Origin of the sequence: Limimaricola cinnabarinus (assembly GCF_047631075.1) — a bacterium.
Taxonomy (GTDB): Bacteria; Pseudomonadota; Alphaproteobacteria; order Rhodobacterales; family Rhodobacteraceae; genus Limimaricola; species Limimaricola cinnabarinus.
Genome location: NZ_JBLHYX010000002.1, coordinates 242,322 through 261,210, shown reverse-complemented (window position 1 = coordinate 261,210; position 18,889 = coordinate 242,322). Strand labels below are relative to the sequence as shown.

At 69.4% G+C, this 18,889-nt stretch carries 15 protein-coding genes and 1 tRNA gene; 4 read left to right on the top strand and 12 right to left on the bottom strand.

Annotated features, from left to right (window positions below; translation table 11 throughout):
* Positions 1–36: 36 nt before the first annotated feature.
* Complete coding sequence (locus ACJASC_RS03070) at positions 37–975, top strand: diacylglycerol/lipid kinase family protein (protein WP_415143447.1); 939 nt, start codon at positions 37–39, stop codon at positions 973–975.
* A complete protein-coding gene (locus ACJASC_RS03065) occupies positions 972–1,760 on the top strand; it encodes a metallophosphoesterase family protein (protein ID WP_415143445.1) in 789 nt (262 codons plus the stop codon). Before ACJASC_RS03070 ends, ACJASC_RS03065 begins: the two co-directional genes overlap by 4 nt.
* On the opposite strand, the gene hslU is transcribed toward ACJASC_RS03065, so the two are convergent.
* The 10 genes from hslU to regB form a co-directional block, all read right to left on the bottom strand.
* Positions 1,757–3,055: an ATP-dependent protease ATPase subunit HslU gene (gene hslU, locus ACJASC_RS03060; RefSeq protein WP_415143443.1), complete on the bottom strand. Its 1,299-nt coding sequence runs from the start codon at positions 3,053–3,055 to the stop codon at positions 1,757–1,759. The two genes, ACJASC_RS03065 and hslU, sit on opposite strands and share 4 nt — an antisense overlap.
* 32 nt (positions 3,056–3,087) lie before the next feature.
* Positions 3,088–3,642, bottom strand: a complete 555-nt coding sequence (gene hslV, locus ACJASC_RS03055) for an ATP-dependent protease subunit HslV (RefSeq protein WP_021695181.1) — start codon at positions 3,640–3,642, stop codon at positions 3,088–3,090.
* Between the two features lie 192 nt (positions 3,643–3,834).
* Entirely contained in the window at positions 3,835–4,155 is a 321-nt protein-coding gene (trxA, locus tag ACJASC_RS03050; protein WP_415143441.1) for a thioredoxin, read from the bottom strand.
* A 57-nt stretch (positions 4,156–4,212) separates the two neighbouring features.
* Complete coding sequence (addA, locus tag ACJASC_RS03045) at positions 4,213–7,587, bottom strand: double-strand break repair helicase AddA (protein WP_415143439.1); 3,375 nt, start codon at positions 7,585–7,587, stop codon at positions 4,213–4,215.
* A complete protein-coding gene (gene addB, locus ACJASC_RS03040; protein WP_415143511.1) occupies positions 7,584–10,571 on the bottom strand; it encodes a double-strand break repair protein AddB in 2,988 nt (995 codons plus the stop codon). The genes addA and addB overlap by 4 nt, the downstream gene beginning before the upstream one ends.
* Positions 10,561–11,262, bottom strand: coding sequence for a nucleotidyltransferase family protein (locus tag ACJASC_RS03035; RefSeq protein ID WP_415143437.1), 702 nt, complete (start codon positions 11,260–11,262; stop codon positions 10,561–10,563). The genes addB and ACJASC_RS03035 overlap by 11 nt, the downstream gene beginning before the upstream one ends.
* Positions 11,259–12,206, bottom strand: coding sequence for an aminoglycoside phosphotransferase family protein (locus ACJASC_RS03030; RefSeq protein WP_415143435.1), 948 nt, complete (start codon positions 12,204–12,206; stop codon positions 11,259–11,261). Before ACJASC_RS03030 ends, ACJASC_RS03035 begins: the two co-directional genes overlap by 4 nt.
* Positions 12,199–12,666, bottom strand: coding sequence for a tRNA (adenosine(37)-N6)-threonylcarbamoyltransferase complex ATPase subunit type 1 TsaE (gene tsaE / locus ACJASC_RS03025; RefSeq protein WP_415143433.1), 468 nt, complete (start codon positions 12,664–12,666; stop codon positions 12,199–12,201). The genes ACJASC_RS03030 and tsaE overlap by 8 nt, the downstream gene beginning before the upstream one ends.
* A gap of 48 nt (positions 12,667–12,714) precedes the next feature.
* Positions 12,715–14,313 carry a PAS-domain containing protein gene (locus tag ACJASC_RS03020; protein ID WP_415143431.1) on the bottom strand — a complete coding sequence of 533 codons (1,599 nt, stop codon included), beginning with the start codon at positions 14,311–14,313 and terminating at the stop codon, positions 12,715–12,717.
* A 98-nt stretch (positions 14,314–14,411) separates the two neighbouring features.
* The gene (gene regB, locus ACJASC_RS03015; RefSeq protein ID WP_415143509.1) at positions 14,412–15,758 is read right to left on the bottom strand and encodes a sensor histidine kinase RegB; all 1,347 of its coding nucleotides are present in this window, start codon (positions 15,756–15,758) and stop codon (positions 14,412–14,414) included.
* A 142-nt stretch (positions 15,759–15,900) separates the two neighbouring features.
* On the opposite strand from regB, the gene ACJASC_RS03010 reads away from it, so the two are divergent.
* Together ACJASC_RS03010 and ACJASC_RS03005 are read left to right on the top strand one after the other, a co-directional pair.
* Positions 15,901–16,527, top strand: a complete 627-nt coding sequence (locus tag ACJASC_RS03010) for an SCO family protein (RefSeq protein WP_021695190.1) — start codon at positions 15,901–15,903, stop codon at positions 16,525–16,527.
* A 52-nt stretch (positions 16,528–16,579) separates the two neighbouring features.
* Positions 16,580–17,131 carry an ActR/PrrA/RegA family redox response regulator transcription factor gene (locus tag ACJASC_RS03005; RefSeq protein WP_021695191.1) on the top strand — a complete coding sequence of 184 codons (552 nt, stop codon included), beginning with the start codon at positions 16,580–16,582 and terminating at the stop codon, positions 17,129–17,131.
* Positions 17,132–17,199: 68 nt separating this feature from the next.
* On the opposite strand, the gene ACJASC_RS03000 is transcribed toward ACJASC_RS03005, so the two are convergent.
* Together ACJASC_RS03000 and ACJASC_RS02995 are read right to left on the bottom strand one after the other, a co-directional pair.
* Positions 17,200–17,275 (bottom strand) — tRNA-Thr (locus tag ACJASC_RS03000).
* 42 nt (positions 17,276–17,317) lie between these two features.
* Entirely contained in the window at positions 17,318–18,886 is a 1,569-nt protein-coding gene (locus ACJASC_RS02995; RefSeq protein ID WP_415143429.1) for a heme biosynthesis protein HemY, read from the bottom strand.
* Positions 18,887–18,889: the final 3 nt, after the last annotated feature.

Genomic DNA, 18,889 nt, shown 5'->3' with positions numbered 1-18,889 from the left:
GTTTGTCGGGCGAACCCTCGAAGGAGTCCACCGGACATGTCCGACCCCATCGCAGCCCGACCCGCCCAGGACCGGGCCGGTATCCGCGTGATCTGCAACGATCACTCGGGTCGCAACAGCCGCGAGGCCGAGGCCATCGATCTGGCCATGAAGGTGCTCGGCCCGCAGGCGGAGCTGTGCCACGTCAAGGGAAGCGACATCACCGAAACCGCGCGCGCCGCGGTGCGCGACGGCTATGCCACCGTGGTGGCGGCGGGCGGCGACGGCACGATCATGGCCGTGGCCTCGGCGCTCAACGGCTCGGATTGCACGCTGGGCGTGCTGCCCTTGGGCACCTTCAACTTCTTCGCGCGCGGCTATGGCATCCCCGAGGACCCCGAAGGCGCGGCCCGGGTCATCGCCGCGGGCCATGCGCAGACCATCGATCTGGGCGCGGTGAACGGCCGGTTGTTCCTCAACAACGCCAGCATCGGGGTCTATCCCGCGATCTTGAAAGAACGCGAGACCGTCTATCGCCGCTGGGGCCGACGCCGCATCGCCGCGCATTGGTCGGTGCTCAAGACCTTCTGGCGCTTTCGCCGACCCCTCAAGGTCGAGATCGAGGTCGAAGGGCAGCGCCGCCGTTTCCGCACGCCGCTGGTCTTCGCCGCCCGCTCGGCGTTCCAGCTCGAACATTTCGGCCTGCAGGGTGCGGATTGCATCCGCGATGGTGGTTTCTCGGTCTTCGTGACGCCGGATGTCGGCCGCCTGGGCCTCCTGTCGGATGCGCTGCGCCTCGCGGTCAAGCAGATGCGGCTTGGCGAGGATTTCGAACTGATTTGCGCCGACCGGCTGGTGATCCATACCAAGCGCAAGAGCCAGCTCGTCGCCTGCGACGGCGAGAAGTTCCTGATGGACGGGCCACTCGAATTCACCATGGTGCGCGACGCGTTCCGCATCTTCACGCCGCCCCCCGGCGACGAGGCGGCGGCATGAGACGGGTCCTGCATATATCCGACTTGCATTTCGGCCGCACCCGCGAGGATCTGCTCGAGCCGCTGATCGAGACGATCAACCGGCTCGCGCCCGATGTCGTGGCTTTCTCGGGCGATCTGACGCAGCGCGCCCGCGAAAGCCAGTTCGAGCAGGCCGCCGCCTTCATCGCGCATCTGGAGATGCCGGTGCTCGCTGTGCCAGGCAATCACGACACGCCGATCGACAATCCGTGGCTGCGCTTCGTGAAGCCTTTTGCCCGCTATCGCCGCTTGATCGACGAGGATCTGGAGCCCGAATTTCTCGATGACGAGCTGGCCCTTGTCGGGGTCAACACGGTGAACCGCTTTGCGTGGCAGTCGGGCAAGATCAGCCGCCGCACCATCCGCCGGGTCTGCGACGCCTTCGAAGGTCAGATCGACGGACGCACGCATCTGGCGATGATGCACCATCCGCTCGAACATGATCCGGGCACGGAAAAGCGACTGATGCGCGGGGCGCGCGCGGCGGTGGCCTGTCTGGGCCGCTGCGGGGCCGACGTGGTGCTGTCGGGGCATCTGCACAACGCCGCCGTGGCGCCCCTCACCGCGGCACCGGGCGTGCTTTTGGTGCAGGCGGGCACCGGGCTGTCGTCGCGGCTCCGCGAGGAGACCAACAACTTCAACCTACTCCATATCGAGCCCGGCGCCATCAAGGTAGAGCGATACGGGGCCGAGAATCAGCCCCGTTTCAAAATCATCCAGACCGCCCGTTTCGCCAAGGCCAAGGGGGTCTGGCGCGAGGTCTAGAGCACGTAGCGCGACAGGTCGGTCGAGCGCGACAGCTCGCCCAGATGCTCCTCGACGAAGGCCTCGTCGACCTTGATGCTCTCGCCCGCGCGGTCGGGCGCGGTGAAGCTCAGCTCCTCGAACACCCGTTCCAGCACGGTATAGAGTCTGCGTGCGCCGATGTTCTCGACCGAACGGTTCACCTCGGCCGCGATCCGCGCCAGCGCGGCGATGCCGCCTTCGGTGAACTCGACCGTCACCTGTTCGGTGCCCATCAGGGCCGCGTATTGCCGGGTCAGCGCGTTGTCGGTCTCGGTCAGGATGCGCACGAAATCCTCTTCGGTGAGCGCGCGCAGCTCGACCCGGATCGGCAACCGGCCCTGAAGCTCGGGCAAGAGGTCCGAAGGCTTGGCCACGTGGAATGCGCCGCTCGCGATGAACAGGATGTGGTCGGTGCGGATCGGGCCGTGCTTGGTCGAGACGGTGGTGCCCTCGATCAGCGGCAGCAGGTCGCGCTGCACGCCCTCGCGGCTGACATCGGCGCCGCGCGCATCCGCCTTGGCGCAGACTTTGTCGATCTCGTCGAGGAACACGATTCCGTTCTGCTCCACGTTCTCGACCGCGGCCTTTGTCACCGTCTCGTCATCGAGCAGCTTGTCCGCCTCGTCGGCGATCAGCAGCTCGTAGCTCTCGGCTACCGTCACCCGCTTCTTCACCTTGCGGCCGCCCATCGCCTTGCCGAAGATATCGCCCAGATTCATCATGCCGCCGGGCTGGCCGGGGATGTCGAGACCCTGCATCGGGTTCGAGGTGTCGGTCACCTCTATCTCGATCATCGTGCTGTCGAGCTCGCCGCCCTTCAGCTTGCGGCGGAACATCTCGCGGGTCTGGTCGCGCGCATCGGTGCCGGCGATGGCCGAGATCACCCGCGCCTCCGCGGCCTCGTGCGCCTTGGCCTTCACGTCCTCGCGCATCTGCTCGCGGGTCTGGAAGATCGCGGCATCGACCAGATCGCGGATGATCTGTTCCACGTCGCGGCCGACATAGCCGACTTCGGTGAACTTGGTCGCCTCGACCTTGAGGAAGGGCGCGCGCGCCAGCTTGGCCAGACGGCGCGAAATCTCGGTCTTGCCGACGCCGGTGGGGCCGATCATCAGGATGTTCTTGGGATACACCTCGTCGCGCAGGTCCGCGCCGAGCTGCTTGCGCCGCCAGCGCGACCGCAGGGCCACGGCGACGGCGCGCTTGGCCTCCTTCTGGCCGATGATGAAGCGGTCGAGTTCGGAGACGATCTCGCGGGGGGTCAGGTCGGTCATGGGATGTCCTCGTCTGGGGATGACGCGAGGCCTCAGGCCTCGAGCGTCTCCACGGTCAGTTTGCCGTTGGTGTAGACACAGATGTCGGAGGCGATCGCCATGGCGCGGCGCGCGATGGCCTCGGCGTCCATCTCGGTCTCCATGAGCGCGCGCCCGGCGGCCAGCGCGAAGTTGCCGCCCGATCCGATCGCGGTGACGTCATGCTCGGGCTCGAGCACGTCGCCCGCGCCGGTGATGACCAGAAGATCCTTGCCGTCCGAAACGATCAGCATCGCTTCGAGCTTCTGCAGATACTTGTCGGTGCGCCAATCCTTGGCCAGCTCGACGCTGGCCCGCGCCAGCTGCCCCGGCGTCGCCTCGAGCTTCTTTTCCAGCCGCTCCAGCAGGGTGAAGGCGTCGGCGGTCGATCCGGCAAAGCCCGCGATGACCTCGTAACCGCCCGGAGAGAGGCGGCGCACCTTTCGCGCGGTGCCTTTGATCACGGTCTGGCCGAGGCTCACCTGGCCGTCGCCCGCGATCACCACCTTGCCGCCCTTGCGCACACCGATGATGGTCGTGCCGTGCCAGCCGGGGAAGTCGTCGCTCATCTTGCCTCCTGTCGCGGCGGGCAGTGACCCGCGCGCCATGCGTATTTCGATAAAGGTGAAGGGACGCCCCGCCACCATCCGGGCCGATATGGGGGTCGAGGTCGGAAAGGGCAAGTTTGGCCCGCCTCAGAGCCTTGTGCAGACACGAAAAAGGCGCCCGAAGGCGCCTTGATCGACACTCCGCGAGGCGGATCAGATCGACTCGTCGATCCAGTCCTTGAGCGCGGCCTTGGGGGCGGCGCCGGCGCGGTTCGAGACGATCTCGCCATCCTTGAACAGGAACAGGGCCGGGATGCCGCGCACGCCGAGCTGCGCGGGGGAGTTCGGATTCTCGTCCACGTTGACCTTCACGATCTTCACGCGGTCGCCATACTCGTTCGAAAGCTCTTCGAGGGCGGGGCCGATCATCTTGCAGGGGCCGCACCACTCGGCCCAGAAGTCCACCACCACGGGGACATCGGACTGACGCACTTCAGCGTCGAAATTCGCGTCGTTGACTGCAACGGTGGCCATCGGGCTCTCCTTGGGTCTCGGTTTGGATGAGAGAGGTAAGGATGCGCATCAGGCGCGTCAATGGGCGGCCCGGCGCAACGCCGTCATGACGAGATCGCGGGGCAGGGGCATCAGCCGCGCCTGGGCGGTCCACAGCACCGCCACCTCGACCCGCCGGTCGGGCCAGAGCCGCTCCAGCATCGCCGCATAGGCCCCCATCTGCCGCAAGATGCCCTCGGGCGTGTCCTCCGCGCGCCCCGGCACCATGCGGTTGGTCTTGAAGTCGATGGCCAGCACCCGGTCGGGCGCGATCACCAGCCGGTCGATCGCGCCGTGCAACCGCCTGTCGCCAAGCTCGGGCAGGGCGGCGGTGATCCCCGCCTCGGCCAGCGTGCCGGGGGCGAAGACCCGCTCCAGCCCCGGCGCGCCGACGAGGCCCAGCGCATCGGCGAGCAGGCTGTCGGTCTCCTCGACCTCTGCGGCCTCCTCGGCATTGGCCAGAAGCCTGCGGCCCTGCGCCTCGCGGCTGGCCTCGGGCAGGGCGGGAAGGTGTTCGAGCAGCAGGTGCATGAGCGTGCCGCGCGCCCGCGCCGCCTCGCCCTCGTCGGGGTCGCTGTCGCCTAGCATCACCTTGGCACCGCCGAGATCCGAGGGCGACAGCGTCGCTTGGGCGGCGTCGGGCAGGACCACGGCGGGATAGCGCGGCGGCGCGGGCAGGGCGGTGGCCTCGGCGCGCGGTGCCAGCCTCTCCCCGCAGGCCCAGTCGAGATGGGCATAGCGCAGCCCCTCGCCGCCCGGCATCGGCATGGCCTCGGCCCCGATCCGCTCCAGCCCTTCGGCCACCGTCGCGTGCCAGCTTTCGCCCGCCTCGCCCACATCGCCGGGCGCGCAGAGGATGAGCCAGCTTTCGGCCCGCGTCATCGCCACGTAAAGGAGGCGGCGGCGTTCGCGCTCCTGCGCGTCGATCAGCCCCTCGCGCAGCTCGCGCATCGGTTCGGGCATCGCCGCCGACGGCCCGGCGGCCCAGAGTTGCGCCTCACCCGCCGCATAGATCCTGTCGTTCAGCTTCACCTGCCGCTTGGCGCTGTCCGGCAGGATCACGATCGGCGCCTCGAGCCCCTTGGCCCCGTGCACCGACATCACTCGAAGGCGGTCGCCCGCGGATTCGGCCTGCCGCTTGATCTCCAGGTCGTCGGTCTCGAGCCATTCGAGAAAACCGGTGAGCCCCGGCACCTGCGCCTGCTCGTAGGAGAGCGCCTGAGACAGCAGCGCGTCGATCCCGTCCTCGGCCTCGGGGCCGAGACGCGCCAGCAGGCGGCGGCGGCCGTCATGGCGCAAGAGCAGCCGGTTGATCAGGTCGTAGGGACGCAGGAAGTCGGATTGGCGGCGCATGTCGTCGAGCACGGACAGGGTCTCGGGGTAGCGCGTCCGGGCGTCGCGAAGTTGCGGCCAGAGATGGCCGGGGCGACCCTGCGCAAGGTGATAGAGGTCGTTCTCGCTCCAGCCCAAGAGCGGCGAGCGCAGCGCGCAGGCCAGCGACAGGTCGTCTTCGGGCAGGGCGAGGAACCGCAGCACCGCCGCGATGTCCTTGACCGCCAGCTCGCCGCCGATGCGCAGCCGGTCGGCACCCGCGACGTTGAGCCCCTTGGCTTTGCAGGCGCGGATGATCTCGGAAAAGAGCGCCGAGCGCCGCTGCACGAGGATCAGCACGTCGCCCTCGCTCACCGGGCGACGGTCATAGATGCCCGAATGGCCGCGTTCGACCGGGATCGTCTCTTCGGCCTTCATGCGGGCGATCTCGTCGGCGATGCGCCGCGCCAGCACCACCGAGGGGTCGGTCTCGCCGGGGCGGTCGACCGGGTTGGTCCAATCCTCCTCCTCGGTCTCGGTGTCGGGCTTTTCGACCGGCGGCCATAGATCGACGCGGCCCGGCATCGCCGATTTGAAGGCCCGGTGCGGCACCTCGCTGCCCAGCCCCTCGCGATGCGGTCCCACGAAGGTCGCGTCCACGGCGCGCAAGATCGCCTCCGAGGACCGGAAGGAATGCTCGAGGTCGAGCCGGTTCAGCCCCGCGCCCGCCGCTTCGAGCCGCTGCGCAAAGTGCTGCTGCATCCGGTCGAAACCCTCGGGATCGGCGCCTTGGAACGAATAGATCGACTGCTTCTTGTCGCCGACGACGAATATCGTGCGGCGGCGGTCGGGCTGCGCGCCTTCGCCTGCCGCGAACTCCTGCGCCAGCCGTTCGATCACCGCCCATTGCGCCGGGCTCGTGTCCTGCGCCTCGTCCACGAGGATATGGTCGATGCCGCCATCGAGCCGGAACAGCACCCATTGCGCCACCGCCGGGTCGGTCAGCAGCTTGCGCGCCTTGCCGATCAGGTCGTCGAAGTCGAGCATGCCGCCCAAAAGCTTGCGCCGCTCGTAGGCGGGCACGAAGGCGCGGGCGAAAGCGTCGAGAACGCGGGTCTTTTCGAGGGCGATCAGGGTCAGCCGCGTCGCGCGCCCCTCCTCGATCCGGGTCATGAGATCGTCGAGCCGCTCGATCAGCGAAGGGTCGCTCTCGCGCAGTTTCTTGGTGGGGAACTTGCCGATCTTGGCGCCGAAGGGCGCGGCGGCGCTGGCGCCGAACAGCAGCAGGTTTTCGAGAAGATCGAGCAGACCCGCATCGGGGGTGGCCTTCAGATCGAGGGCATCGAGCCTGTCGGCGGCCTTCTGATCCGTCACCGATCCCTTGCGCAGCAGCACCCTGAGCGCGTCCAGCGTGTCGAGATCATCCGGATCGAGACAGACATCGTAGAACCGCGCCAGCGTCAGCCCGGCGGGCAGGTCGAAATACCTCGCCAGCCCCTCGTCGTCGGGCGCGCCCAGAAACGCCTCGCGCCGCCCGGTGATCTCTCGCAGTAGATCGTCGAAATCGCCCTCGGGGGCCTGAAACGCCAGCGCATCCACGAGCGACCGCTCCGGCCCCGAGGCCATCGCGTCGACCACCTCGGCGCGCAGAAGCTGCGCGGTGCGGTCCTCCATCTCGGTGAATTGCGGGCTGACCCCGGCCTCGAGCGGAAAGCGCCGCAAGAGCCCCGCGCAGAACGAGTGGATCGTCTGGATGCGCAGGCCCCCCGGCGTCTCGATCGCGCGGGCGAACAGCGTGCGGGCCGAGCGCAGCGTGATCGCCTGCGGCGTGCCGAGCTGCTCCAGCGCGTCGCGCAGGCTGGCATCCTCCATCATCGCCCATTCGCCAAGCCGCCGGAACAGGCGGTTCTGCATCTCGCTGGCCGCGGCCTTGGTGTAGGTCAGGCACAGGATGTTCTGCGGATCGGTGCCGTCGAGCAGCAGCCGCGCCACCCGGTCGGTGAGCACGCGGGTCTTGCCCGAGCCCGCATTGGCCGAAAGCCATGTCGAATTGGTCGGATCGGCGGCGCGGACCTGCCGCTCGGTCGCGTCATCGCGGATCATCCGACATCCTCCCCTCGGGCATCCTGCGAGAAGTCCCATTCACCAAAGCGCGACAGGTGGTCGTAATCGCTGCGGTCCTTGTCGCTCATCATCGCCATGCGGGCCGAATAGCCGCGATCCGGCTCCTGCCAGCGCCCGATCAGGTCGCGCAGCTGCGCCCAGACCTGATCGGGCGGGATCTCGTCCAAAGGCGCGGGCACGGTGGTGCCCTGACCGCCGAGGCCGATATAGGCGGCGCCCGCGACACGGGCCTTGCCCGCATCCTTGAAACCGCCGCGCTCGGCCATCGCGGCCTCCAAGAGAAGCTGTTTCTCAAAGCTCTTCTGCTGCGGCACGGTGGGCGGCTTGCCGGTCTTGTAGTCGTAGATGCGCAGGCCCTCGGGGCCTTCGTCGATCCGGTCGGCCTGCGCGGTCAGGGTGAAACCCAGATCCTCCATCACGGCCGCACCGTCCGTCTCGAAATGGCGCGGCGTGGCCAGCGCCTGCCGCGCGGCCTCGGTGGTCAGGAACCAGTCGCTGATCCGGGCGATCCGGGCGATCCAGAGGCGGCGCACGGTGGGCCAGGGGCATTGCGCCTCGAGCACCTGTTCGGTGACCTCCATCAGCCTTGCGCGCGCGGCCGGATCGGTGGGGGCGATGCCATCCTTCAGGAACCGCTCGAACACCTCGTGCAGCACCGTGCCGCGCAGCGCGGCGCCGGGGTTGGGCGTCAGCGGGTCGAGACCGCGCAGCCGCAGCACGCGGCCCGCATAGATCGCGTAAGGGTCGCGGATCAGCGTGCGGATCGCCGTGACCGAGAGCCGGTCGGGCCGGGCCGCGACCGGCGGGCGCGGGCTCGGGCGCGGCGCGGGGGGCACGCGGGACTGCGGCGCCGAGAGCGCCGTCGCGCGCGCCAGCCAGTCGGCGCCCCGCGCGCGCATCTCGGCCAATGCCGCGCGCCCGCCCTGATCGGGCAGACCCTCAAGCAAGTTGGTCAGCCGGTTGATCCAGCGCGAGGGCACCGTTTCGCTGTCAGACGAGCGGGTCGAGCGGGTGATCCAGACCTCGCGCACCGCCACCGCCTGCTGGTAGTCATGCGCCGAAAGCCCGATGCGCCGCTCGGGCAGCAACAGCCCCGCCTGCGCCCGCATCTTGCGGTTGAGCCACGGATCGGCCGGCGGCGCTTCGGGCCAGGAGCCTTCGTTCATCGAGGCGAGGATGGTCAGATCCGCGCCCTGCACCCGCGCCTCGAGCGTGCCACGGATGAGCACCTGCGGGTGGCCGATATCGGGGTTGCGCACCTCGACCCGGCGCAGCACGCCGAGAAACAGCAAGCGGTAGTCGCGGATGCCCATCTCGCCCGCCGCCTCGGCATGTTCGGCCAGCCCCTCGCAGGCCTGCCGCGCCGCACGTCCCGCCACCTCGTCCCACAGCCCGCCGCTGCCCTCGGCCCCGGGACCGGAGGCGAGGCATTCGGCAAGCTTCAGGTGGCAGGAGAGATGCTCGGACAGCGGCTTGTCGCCCGCCTCGGGCACGAGGCTCAGCGCCTCGCAGAGCCAGTCGGCCCATTCAATTCGACCTGGTGTCTTACCAGCGGTTCTTATGGCCCATTCTTTAAGTAGATCGGCCTCAGGGTAGGCTGCCCCTTTTTTGCGTAGCTCAAGTTCAAGCTCTCTGGCACGTCTAAGATTCGGGCCCCGGTCGCGCCCCGAATGGCACAAGGGATGCTTCAGGAGCGACAAGATCGCCGCCGGGCCGGGCCGTTCGCCCATGATCTCGGACACCAGCCGCAGGAACCGCCCCGGCGGGGTCAGAGGCAGCGGCACGCCCGCGCTGTCATCGGCGACGAGATCCCAGCGGTCGAGCGCCGCCGCAACCTGCCGCGTCAGCATCCGGTCGGGCGTGACCAGCGCCACGGTCTTGCCCTCGTCCACGGCGGCGCGCATGCGCAGCGCGATGGTCTCGGCCTCCATCCGGGGCGAGGGCGCCTCCAAGAGCGTCAGCCCCTCGGTCGCGGGGCCGAGATCGCCAAGCTCCGGCCCTTCGTCGCGCCACTGGTCGGTGACGGGTGCCGGGCGCAGTGACAGCGACACCAGCCTGTTGCGCGCGGGCGAGGGGGCGGGCATGTCGTGCCACAGCCGCAGGTCGGCCGCCTCCATGTCGAGCATCCGCAGAATGCGGCGAAACCGGAACTGCGGGTGGTCCTCAGCGGCGAGCGCCTCGTCGAGGCGCTCCCACACGTCCTGGGGCTGGTCCATGTCGACGCCGGGCAGCACCACCGCGCCCTTCTCCTGTCGCGCCACGGCCTGCAAGAGCAGCGCCGTCGCCCCGCGCGAGCCGGTGGAGCCCGCGACGATCACCGGATCGGCGGGCGGCGCCTTGGCCCATGTCGCGATCAGCCGCTCCACCGCCATGCGCTGCCGCGCCTCCCGGTCGGGGGCGGCGTCAGGGCCGAACCAGATGTTGACGATGTTGAGGAATTGCAGCGAGCGGGCCCAATGCCCTGAGAGGTCGGTCACGTCGAGACCGGCAATGTTGTCGGGCGACACCCCCTCGCCCTGCATCTCGTCCATCAGCCCGGCGAGGCTGTCGGAGAGGTCGTAGAGCGCCGCGCGCGGCGCAAGGTCGGGCTGCGCTTCGATCAGCCGGGAGACGAGCTGCGTCAGCTCCAGCCTGCGACGCAGGGGGGCGACGGGCAGCGGCAGTTCCGGCCCCAGCGGATCGAGGGCCAGATCGGTGATCAGCCGCAGCCGCGGCAGCAGCGTCGCCGGGCCTTGATCGAAAATGTCGCGCACCCGGCGGCGCATCCGGTTGGTGCCGAGATAGACGGTGACGCGGGCCATCGCCTCGGGGCCCTCGTCGCCAAAGCGCGCGCGCAGCCCCGCCACCAGCCCTTCGGCGAAATCGACGCCGCAGGGCAGGGCGTAGAGATGGGCGGGGCCTACATCCGAGAAGGGGCCAGTATCCGAGAAAAGTGTGGCGGCGGGAAAGCTCTCAGTAGACATCATCGCCCTGCAGCATGGATTCGGCGATCGGGATGCAGTCGGGGCGGCCGACATCGCACCAATGCCCGTCATGGACGACGCCATAGAGCCGCCCGCGCGCCGCGATCTCGTTCCATAGCAGGTTCAGCGAGAACGCCTCCTCGGGGATCGCGTCGAGCCCGTCGGGCAGGATGATCTGCGCCCCCGAATAGACATGTCCCGGCCCGCGGGAGAGCCGCCCTTCGGCATCGACGAGGAAATCGCCCGGACCGGTATGACCCATCGCGTTCTCGCGCGGGAGCAGCAGCAGCAGCGCCTCCATGCGAGACGGGTCCCAAGCGCGCTTCAGCGCAGTGAGCGGGTTCGGCCCGGACCAGATCGCGTCCGAATTCAGCGTATAGACCGGACCGGGCCCGAGCAGAGGGCGCGCCTTGCGCAGGCCGCCGCCGGTCTCCAGCAGCTTGTCGGTCTCGTCCGACAGGATCACGTCGCGGCCCGCGAGGTGATCGCGCAGCACCTCGCCCCGGTGGTGCAGGTTGACGACGCGGCGCAGCGGCATCAGCGGCGCGGTGAGATCGAGCGCGTGGTCGATCAGGGGCCGTCCGCCGACCTCGACCATGGGCTTTGGGCGCTGGGCAGTGAGCGGCCCCATGCGGCGACCGAGGCCGGCGGCAAAGATCATGATGGCGCTGGGCGTCCCTTGGGGGGTCATGCGGCGGTCTCCTCGGGGGCGGGGATGGCAGCGGCGCAGGCGACGACGCCGGACAGCGCCGGGTGGCCCAGATCGGCGCGGATCTGGTTCCAGACGCGGGGCATCAGTGCCAGATAGCGGGTTTTTCCGTCGCGTCGGGCAAGGCGGGCAAAGATGCCGAGGATGCGCAGGTTGCGCTGCAACCCCAGCACGGCGCAGGCGGCGGCGACCTGCTTCGCATCGCGGCCCGTGGCGCTGGCGAAACGGGCGATCATCGCGGCGCGCAGATCCTCCGACACGTCGCGGCGCGCGTCGCGCAGCAAGGAGACGAGATCGTATTCCGGCGGCGCGCGCAGCGCGTCCTGAAAATCGAGCAGGCCGATCCGGTCGGTGCTCGCGCGCTCGGGCCGCCAGATCAGGTTCTCGGCATGATAGTCTCGGAGCGCCAGCACCGACGCCTCGGGCGCGTGCCGCTCCAGCGCGTCGCGCAGAGCCGATTGCAGCGGGTCGAGGTCGAGGCCGGGCGCGTACCACTCGCCCAGCGGCGCGATCATCTCGGCGCCGACCCCCGGGGTGAGCGCCGAGAGACCGGCGGGCGCCGCCGCCGATTGCAGCCGGGCCAGAACGTCGATCGCGGTTTCGTAGGGGGCGGTATCACCCGAATGCGCTTCGGCCCATTGCGCGACCTGCACGGGGCCCAGATCCTCGATCACTGCGAGGCCCGCGTCACGGTCGAGCGCGTGGATCGCCGGGGCGCAGAGACCGAGGCCGCAAAGATGACGCGCCACGGCAACGAAGGCGTCGAGCGCCGCGAGCGTGTCGGTGGGGCAGATCATCAGAATCAGGCTCTCGCCCGACGGGGCCGTCAGCCGTTCGTAGCGCCGCGTCGAGGCATCGCCCGCCAGCGGCGCCCGGGCATGGGACCCGAACCCGTGCCGGGCGAGGAAGGCGTCGATCTCAGGCAAGGACCGGCTCCAGACGCGCGTGCCAGGCCTCGGGGCCGGACATGCTCAGCAGATGCCCGTCGGGCCGCGCCTCGAAGGCCAGCGACAGCGCCTCGGGCGGGGCCATGTCGCCCATGCGGTCGGGCCATTCGATCAGGCAGATGGCGCGGCCCATCGCCTCTTCGAGGCCCAGTTCGACAAGCTCGAACGGGTCCGACAGGCGGTAGAGATCGCAATGCCAGATCTCGGCGCCCGGCGCGTCATAGCTCTGCACGAGGGTGAAGGTGGGCGAGGGGACCTCTTCCTCGGGGTTGCCGGTGCGCGCGCGGATCAGGGCCCGCGCGAAAAAGCTCTTGCCCGCGCCGATCTGCCCCGAGAGCAACAGCGTGTCGCCTGCCCGCAGATGCGGCGCCAGGGCACGCGCCAGCGCGAGGCTGTGCGATTCGTCGGGAAGGAGGATCGGACCGGCAAGGAGGCTCATGGCCGCAACCTAGGCGCTGGGCCGTGTGCTGCAAGCCGAAACGCCGGGTCAGCCCCTTTGCAGGCGGATCGGCTCCTTGCCGTCGCGCGGCTCTTCGCCGGTGGTCAGGGTCTGCGCCGAGAGGCGGGACCGGTCCGGCGTCTCGGGCGAGAAGCTGGTCATGGTCGTGCCGCCGGGCAGGGGGGTGAAGCGGCAACAAAGGCCGCGCCCGTCGGAAAGGCGAAGCCGGTCGGACCACTCGGCGCGTTCGCCGAAGGCGGTGACGAAATCGCGCAGCTCTCCCAGCACCGGGGTCGGGGCGATCATGTTCTGCCAGCGGACGATCTCGTCGAGCAGACCGGTTTCGGACAGGCCCGGGTCGGGCGCGCCCCACAGATCCTCGTAGGCGCCGTTGTGCAACAACCGGGTGCCGCTGGCCGAGAAGACGGCGATTGCCTCGGGCAGGGTGTCGAGCACGGCGCGGGCAGTTTCGATCTTGGCGCGGAAGTGCCGGGTAAGCGAGATCTCGGCGCTGATATCCTCGAACAGGAAGGCGACCGCGCCGTCGGGATGCGGCCGCCCGGTGACGCGGTAGGTCTGCCCGCCGGGGAGCGACCACGTCTCGCAATAGGTGCCGCGCGTGGCCTGCGCCTCGAGTGCGGCGACCTGTTCGCGCCAGCTGGCGTAATCCTTGGGCTCGGGCAGCATGCTGCGGTCGCGCAGACGGTCGAGCACGGTCTGCACCTGCGGGCGCGAACTGAGAAAGGCCGTGGGCAGGCCGGTCAGGTCGTGGAATGCGGGATTGAACATCACGAGCTTGCGATCACGGTCGAAGATGGCAAGGCCGATGGCGAGCTGCGCGAAGGTCTTGGTCAGGGTCTGGATGAACTTGCGACGGGTCTGCTCAGCTTCGACGATTCCGGTCACGTCGAGCGCGAAATGCACGCGTTCGGTGCCGCGCCGCAGACGGGTGATCTCGTACCAGCAGTGCCGCTCCTCGCCCGGCAGCAGCAGGCTGACCCGGCAGCATTCGGCCCCCGTGCCGAGCGGAGCGTAATCGGAGGTCTCGAACAGCTCGTCCGGGGGCCAGTCGGTGGCGGCTTCGGCCGGGCCGGACATCCGTTCCGCAAGGCGCATATAGGCCCGGTTGGCCCAGCTCAGCCGCCCGCCCTCGTCGAGCTTCCAGATCAGCTGCGGCGCGTCCTCACCGATGCAGCGCAGCGTCTCAAGCTCGTCCTGCAGGGCCGCGAAGGCTATGGGATCGACCGGCGCGTCCCCTGTCCCTTCGGAATCGAGGGTCAGGCGCAGCAGACCGTTCCAGTGCTCGACCTCAATCTGGCCGAAACCGCCATTCGCCCTGAGCCGGAAGCTGCCATCGCCCTGGACCGTCTCCAGCCGGGCGACCAGCCCCGGAAATCGGTGTTCTAGCAGGTCGCACAACAAGGCGCGCTCGGTACCCGATCCTTCGAGACGGTCGAGCAGGCGCCGCGCCGGGAGGCTGGCATCGACGAGACACTCGCCGTCGAACAGGAACACGCTGCGCGCCGCGCGGGGCGAGGCCCGCCGCCCCCAATCCATGTGCGTCACCCAAGACAGCAGGATCACGATCGCCGTCGCCGAAACGGTCGATACGATGACGACGACCAGCAAGGGGGCAACGGGGCTCAAAGGCATCTCCACACGCAACTGTGACGGGTGTTCGGCCAGACTGCGCAGGAAACATTAATCAGGCGTTAATCGCCGCTCATCGGCAGAACCGGTCTCGGTCAGGGCAGGAAATACGGATTCGGCGCGCCGATTGCAGGCTGCGCCTCGATCGTGTCGCGGGGCCATGCGACCATGACGATGGCGCCGCCCGCGGCCGCGCCGCTGGCGCGCAGCCGCTCGCCGCCATTGGCGAAGCTGAGCCGCGCGCCCGAGCGCTCCAGCAGCGTCTTGGCGATGAACAGCCCCAGCCCCATGCCCTCGTAGCCCGGCCTGCGCCGCGAGCGCATGAACGGATCGCCGATGCGGTCGATCAGGCCGGGCGGAAAGCCCGGCCCGTCATCCTCGATCGTCACCATCACGCTGTCGCGGGTCCATGACAGGTCGATCTCGACCCGCTCCCCGGCGAAATCGACAGCGTTCTGGATCAGGTTGCGCAGCCCGTGCACGATCTCGGGGCGGCGATGGATCACCGGCTGCGCCTCGGCGCTCCCGGTCGCCTCCGGCTCGGCCCCCACCGCGAAGACGACCTCGCGGCCGCGGGCCAGATGCGGCTCGGCGGCCTCGCGCACCACCGCCTCGAGCGGGGCCTGCCGCAGATGCGTGTCCTCCTTGCCGGCCCGTCCCATGGAGCGCAGGATGTCGCGGCATCGCATCGCCTCGGCCCGGATCAGCGCCGCGTCCTCGGCCCGCTCGGGCTGGTCCGAGAGATCGTCGGCCAGCTCGGCGGCGGTGAGGGTGATCGTGGCCAGCGGCGTGCCCAGCTCGTGCGCGGCGGCGGCGACGACGCCGCCCAGATCGGTGAGCTTCTGCTCGCGCGCCAGCGCCAGCTGCGTGGCCGCCAGCGCGTCGCCCATCGCCTGCCGCTCGAGTGTCACCCGCCGCACGTAGAGACCGATGAAGGTGATGCCGGTCGCCAGCGCCAGCCAGAAGCCGAAGCGCAGCAGCTCGGGCGAGGAAAGCGCGGTCATCTGCGGCGACAGGATCGGCAGGCTCCACAGCCACAGCACCGTCACCGACACCAGCGCCAGCCCACCGATCAGGAGCACGCCGGGCAGCCGCAGCATCGTGGCCGAGATCGTCACCGGGGCCAGCATCAGCAGCGCGAAGGGGTTGTCGAGCCCACCGGTGAGCCACAGGAGCACCGAAAGCTGGACGATGTCGAAGACCAGCATCGCGGTGGATTCGCCCTCGCTCAGCCGCCGCGTCGCCGGTAGCAGGAACGCCGCGAGCAGATTGGCGATGCCCGCCGCCCCGATGGTGATCGCCACAAGGCCGGTGGGAAAGATCAGCCCGTAGACCAGCGCCGCCACCAGCGCCGCGCCGGTCTGCCCCGCCACGGCGATCCAGCGCAGCAGGATCTGGGTCTTGAGCCGCACGCGGTTGCGCCGGCCTTGATCGCGCAGCATCGCCAGTTCGGTGTCGGGTAGGGGCAAGGCGCGGCTCCGGCTTGTGCGTCAATGAGGACCATTGATAGGCAGGGCCCGCGCCGCCATCAATGCGGCGGCCCGCCCCATGCCCCAGCGTATGGTCCGTCTCACAGGAGTTTTCATGCAGCGCCCCGTCGCCATCGCCGCCGCCGGCATCGTCGCCACCCTGATGGGCGGCGCGCTCATCGCCACGACGATCCTTGCCCCCTCGGACCGGCTCGCCGCCTGCCGCACCGGCAATGTCGCGGGGGGATTCAACCGTCTCGGTGGGCCCTTCACCCTGATCGACGGGGCGGGCCGCGAGGTCACCGACGCCGATGTCATCACTGAGCCGAGCCTGATCTATTTCGGCTATACCTCCTGCCCGGATGTCTGCCCGATCGACAACGCCCGCAACGCTGCCGCCGTCGACATCCTTGCCGAGGATCACGGCATCGACGCGCAGCCGGTGTTCATCACCGTCGATCCGGCGCGCGACACGCCCGAGGTGATGGGCGATTATGCGGCCAACATGCACCCCGAAATGGTCGGTCTGTCAGGCAGCGAGGCGCAGATCGCCGCGGCGGCCAAGGCCTATTCGACCTATTACGCCCGCGCCGACGAAGACCCCGATTATTACCTGATGAACCACCAGACGATGACCTATCTGGCGCTGCCGGGCCGGGGCACGGTCGAGTTCTTCGGCCGCGACGACGGCCCCGAGGAGGTGGCGCAGCGCACCGCCTGCCTCGTCGAGGCGGCGGATTGACCCGGCGCCATGCGAAGCTAGGTTTCGAGAACGCCCGGAAGGAGAGCTGTCCATGAACGCGGAGACCATCGATCTGGGCCCGGACCCGAGCCTGCTGCTCGTTGATGACGACGAGACCTTCCTCAAGCGTCTCGGCAAGGCGATGGAAAAGCGCGGCTTCGCGGTGACCATGGCCGGCACGGTCGAGGAAGGGCGGCGCATCGCGACGCAGTCTCCGCCCGCCTATGCGGTGGTCGATCTGCGGCTCGAGGACGGCAACGGGCTCGACGTGGTCGAGGCGCTGCGCGAGAGCCGCCCCGAGGCGCGCATCGTGGTGCTCACGGGCTATGGCGCCATCGCCACCGCCGTCGCGGCGGTCAAGATCGGTGCTACCGATTACCTGTCCAAGCCCGCCGACGCGACCGAGGTGACCAACGCGCTTCTGGCCCGCGGCGACGCGCTGCCGCCGCCGCCCGAAAACCCGATGAGCGCGGACCGGGTACGCTGGGAGCATATACAGCGGGTCTATGAGCTGTGCGACCGCAATGTCAGCGAGACGGCGCGCCGTTTGGGCATGCACCGCCGCACCTTGCAGCGCATTCTCGCCAAGCGCAGCCCGCGCTGAAAGATACCTGCCGGAAAAAGAAAAGGCGCGCCCGGGGGCGCGCCTTTTTCATGTGACCGCTTGTGCGGTGGTGCCGCTGAAGGGACTCGAACCCCCGACCCCATCATTACGAATGACGTGCTCTACCAGCTGAGCTACAGCGGCGCCCGGGCGCCTCTTAGCACCCGGGCGGCGGCGGGAAAAGGGCTATTTTCGTGCCGCCGTCACCGCCTCGGCCTCGGTCCTGTCCGAAGCCGTCACCGTTTCGGCACCGACGATCTCGGCCTCGTCAACCGACGAGGTCGCAGCTGCGGGCGAGGCGCTCTCGCGGGCGGGGAGGGGCGAGGCGGTGGCCGCGCCTTCGCGTACTGCCGGCACGGGGGCATCGGTCCGGCCGGCGCTGCCCCCGACGATCAGCGGCAGCATCTCGGTGCCGCGCGGCAGGGGCGTGCCACTCTCGGCCGGACGGGTCCAGGCCAGCGTGTCGAAGGCGTGGCAGTTGGAGCAGACCGGCTCCCAATGTGAATGCACGTTATGACAGTTCTCGCAGACCCATTGCGGGCCGCGCGGCGCGGTCAGCGCCCGCGCCAGCCAGCCACGCACCACCGCGTCGTCGGCGCCGCGACCCCGCTCGATCGCGGCCATCAGGGTAAGCACGCGCGCGGTCGGGTCGGTCTCCACCAGATCGCCCAAGGCGCGGCGCGCCTCGTTGAACTGCTCGGCCGCGATCAGAAGCTCGGCCTCGAGCATCCGGGTCTCGGGGTGGTCGGGGCGCGCCTTGACCAGCACCGAAAACCGCTTGAGCCGGGCCTGCGCGTCCTCTTCGGGCGCGATCTCGGCAAAGACCTGCGCGAGGTCGGGATGCGGCTCGGCCTCCCACGCCTTGCGAACCACGCGGGTGGCATAGCGGGTATTGCCGACGGCGAGGTAGCTGCGCGCGGCCATGACGGCGGCGGGGATCAGGTCGGGCGAGAGCCGGTTGGCCTCGATCGCCTTCTCGCGCATTTCGATGCTTGCGGTCTCGTCGATCACGTCGCGCGCCTCGGAGAGTGCGAGCACCGCGTCGCGCCGCTTGGCGACGTTGCGCGGCAGGCTGCCTGAGCGGCGCTTGGCATCGAGCGTGGCGCGCGCGCCGGACCAGTCATGTGCCTCGGCCTGCAGGCGAAGCAGGGTGTCCTGCGTCTCCACATGGCGCGGCTTCAGCTCGAAAGCCTTCCGCGCGAGCTTCATCGCGGTGTCGGTGTCGCCATCGGCCAGACGCTGGCGCATCAGGCCGCGGATGCCGACAAAACGGGTGCGGTCGATCTGCACCAGCTCGCGGTAGGCGCCTTCGGCGGTCTTGCGGTCGCCCGTCAGTTCGGCGCCCTGTGCCACGAGGATCGAGGTGATCTCGGGGCGGCGCAGGTAGCGCTGGGCGCGGCGGCCCTTGGCCATCGCCGTCTCGCCTTCGCCGGAGGCCAGCGCGATCATGCCGTCGGCCAGCGCCTTGTAGCCCTTGCGCTCGCGCGAGCGCGAGAACCAGCGGCTGACGGCGGTGTCGTCGCCGTTGATGAAGTGCACCAGCGCCAGCAGGAAGCCGAGCGCCTTGAACAGGAGCCAGCCGAGAAGGGCGAGGAGCGCGATGGCCAGCACCAGCTGGAGCGGCCCGAGGGTGACCTCGTAGCCCGCCATGGCGATCTCGGCCCCGCCGGTCACGTCGGTGAGCCGCGCGGCACCCCAGGTGAGGCCGGCAACGACGGCGACGAAGACCAGGATCTTGATCAGGGACAGGAGCATGTG

Bases quoted from the DNA above. Each gene is read 5' to 3' on its own strand.
- addA (WP_415143439.1), bottom strand. From the start codon at position 7,587: ATGATCCGCGATGACGCGACCGAGCGGCAGGTCCGCGCCGCCGATCCG.
- hslU (WP_415143443.1), bottom strand. From the start codon at position 3,055: ATGACCGACCTGACCCCCCGCGAGATCGTCTCCGAACTCGACCGCTTC.
- hslV (WP_021695181.1), bottom strand. From the start codon at position 3,642: ATGAGCGACGACTTCCCCGGCTGGCACGGCACGACCATCATCGGTGTG.
- ACJASC_RS03010 (WP_021695190.1), top strand. From the start codon at position 15,901: ATGCAGCGCCCCGTCGCCATCGCCGCCGCCGGCATCGTCGCCACCCTG.
- trxA (WP_415143441.1), bottom strand. From the start codon at position 4,155: ATGGCCACCGTTGCAGTCAACGACGCGAATTTCGACGCTGAAGTGCGT.
- ACJASC_RS02995 (WP_415143429.1), bottom strand. From the start codon at position 18,886: ATGCTCCTGTCCCTGATCAAGATCCTGGTCTTCGTCGCCGTCGTTGCC.
- regB (WP_415143509.1), bottom strand. From the start codon at position 15,758: ATGCTGCGCGATCAAGGCCGGCGCAACCGCGTGCGGCTCAAGACCCAG.
- tsaE (WP_415143433.1), bottom strand. From the start codon at position 12,666: ATGAGCCTCCTTGCCGGTCCGATCCTCCTTCCCGACGAATCGCACAGC.
- ACJASC_RS03005 (WP_021695191.1), top strand. From the start codon at position 16,580: ATGAACGCGGAGACCATCGATCTGGGCCCGGACCCGAGCCTGCTGCTC.
- ACJASC_RS03035 (WP_415143437.1), bottom strand. From the start codon at position 11,262: ATGACCCCCCAAGGGACGCCCAGCGCCATCATGATCTTTGCCGCCGGC.
- ACJASC_RS03065 (WP_415143445.1), top strand. From the start codon at position 972: ATGAGACGGGTCCTGCATATATCCGACTTGCATTTCGGCCGCACCCGC.
- ACJASC_RS03070 (WP_415143447.1), top strand. From the start codon at position 37: ATGTCCGACCCCATCGCAGCCCGACCCGCCCAGGACCGGGCCGGTATC.
- addB (WP_415143511.1), bottom strand. From the start codon at position 10,571: ATGTCTACTGAGAGCTTTCCCGCCGCCACACTTTTCTCGGATACTGGC.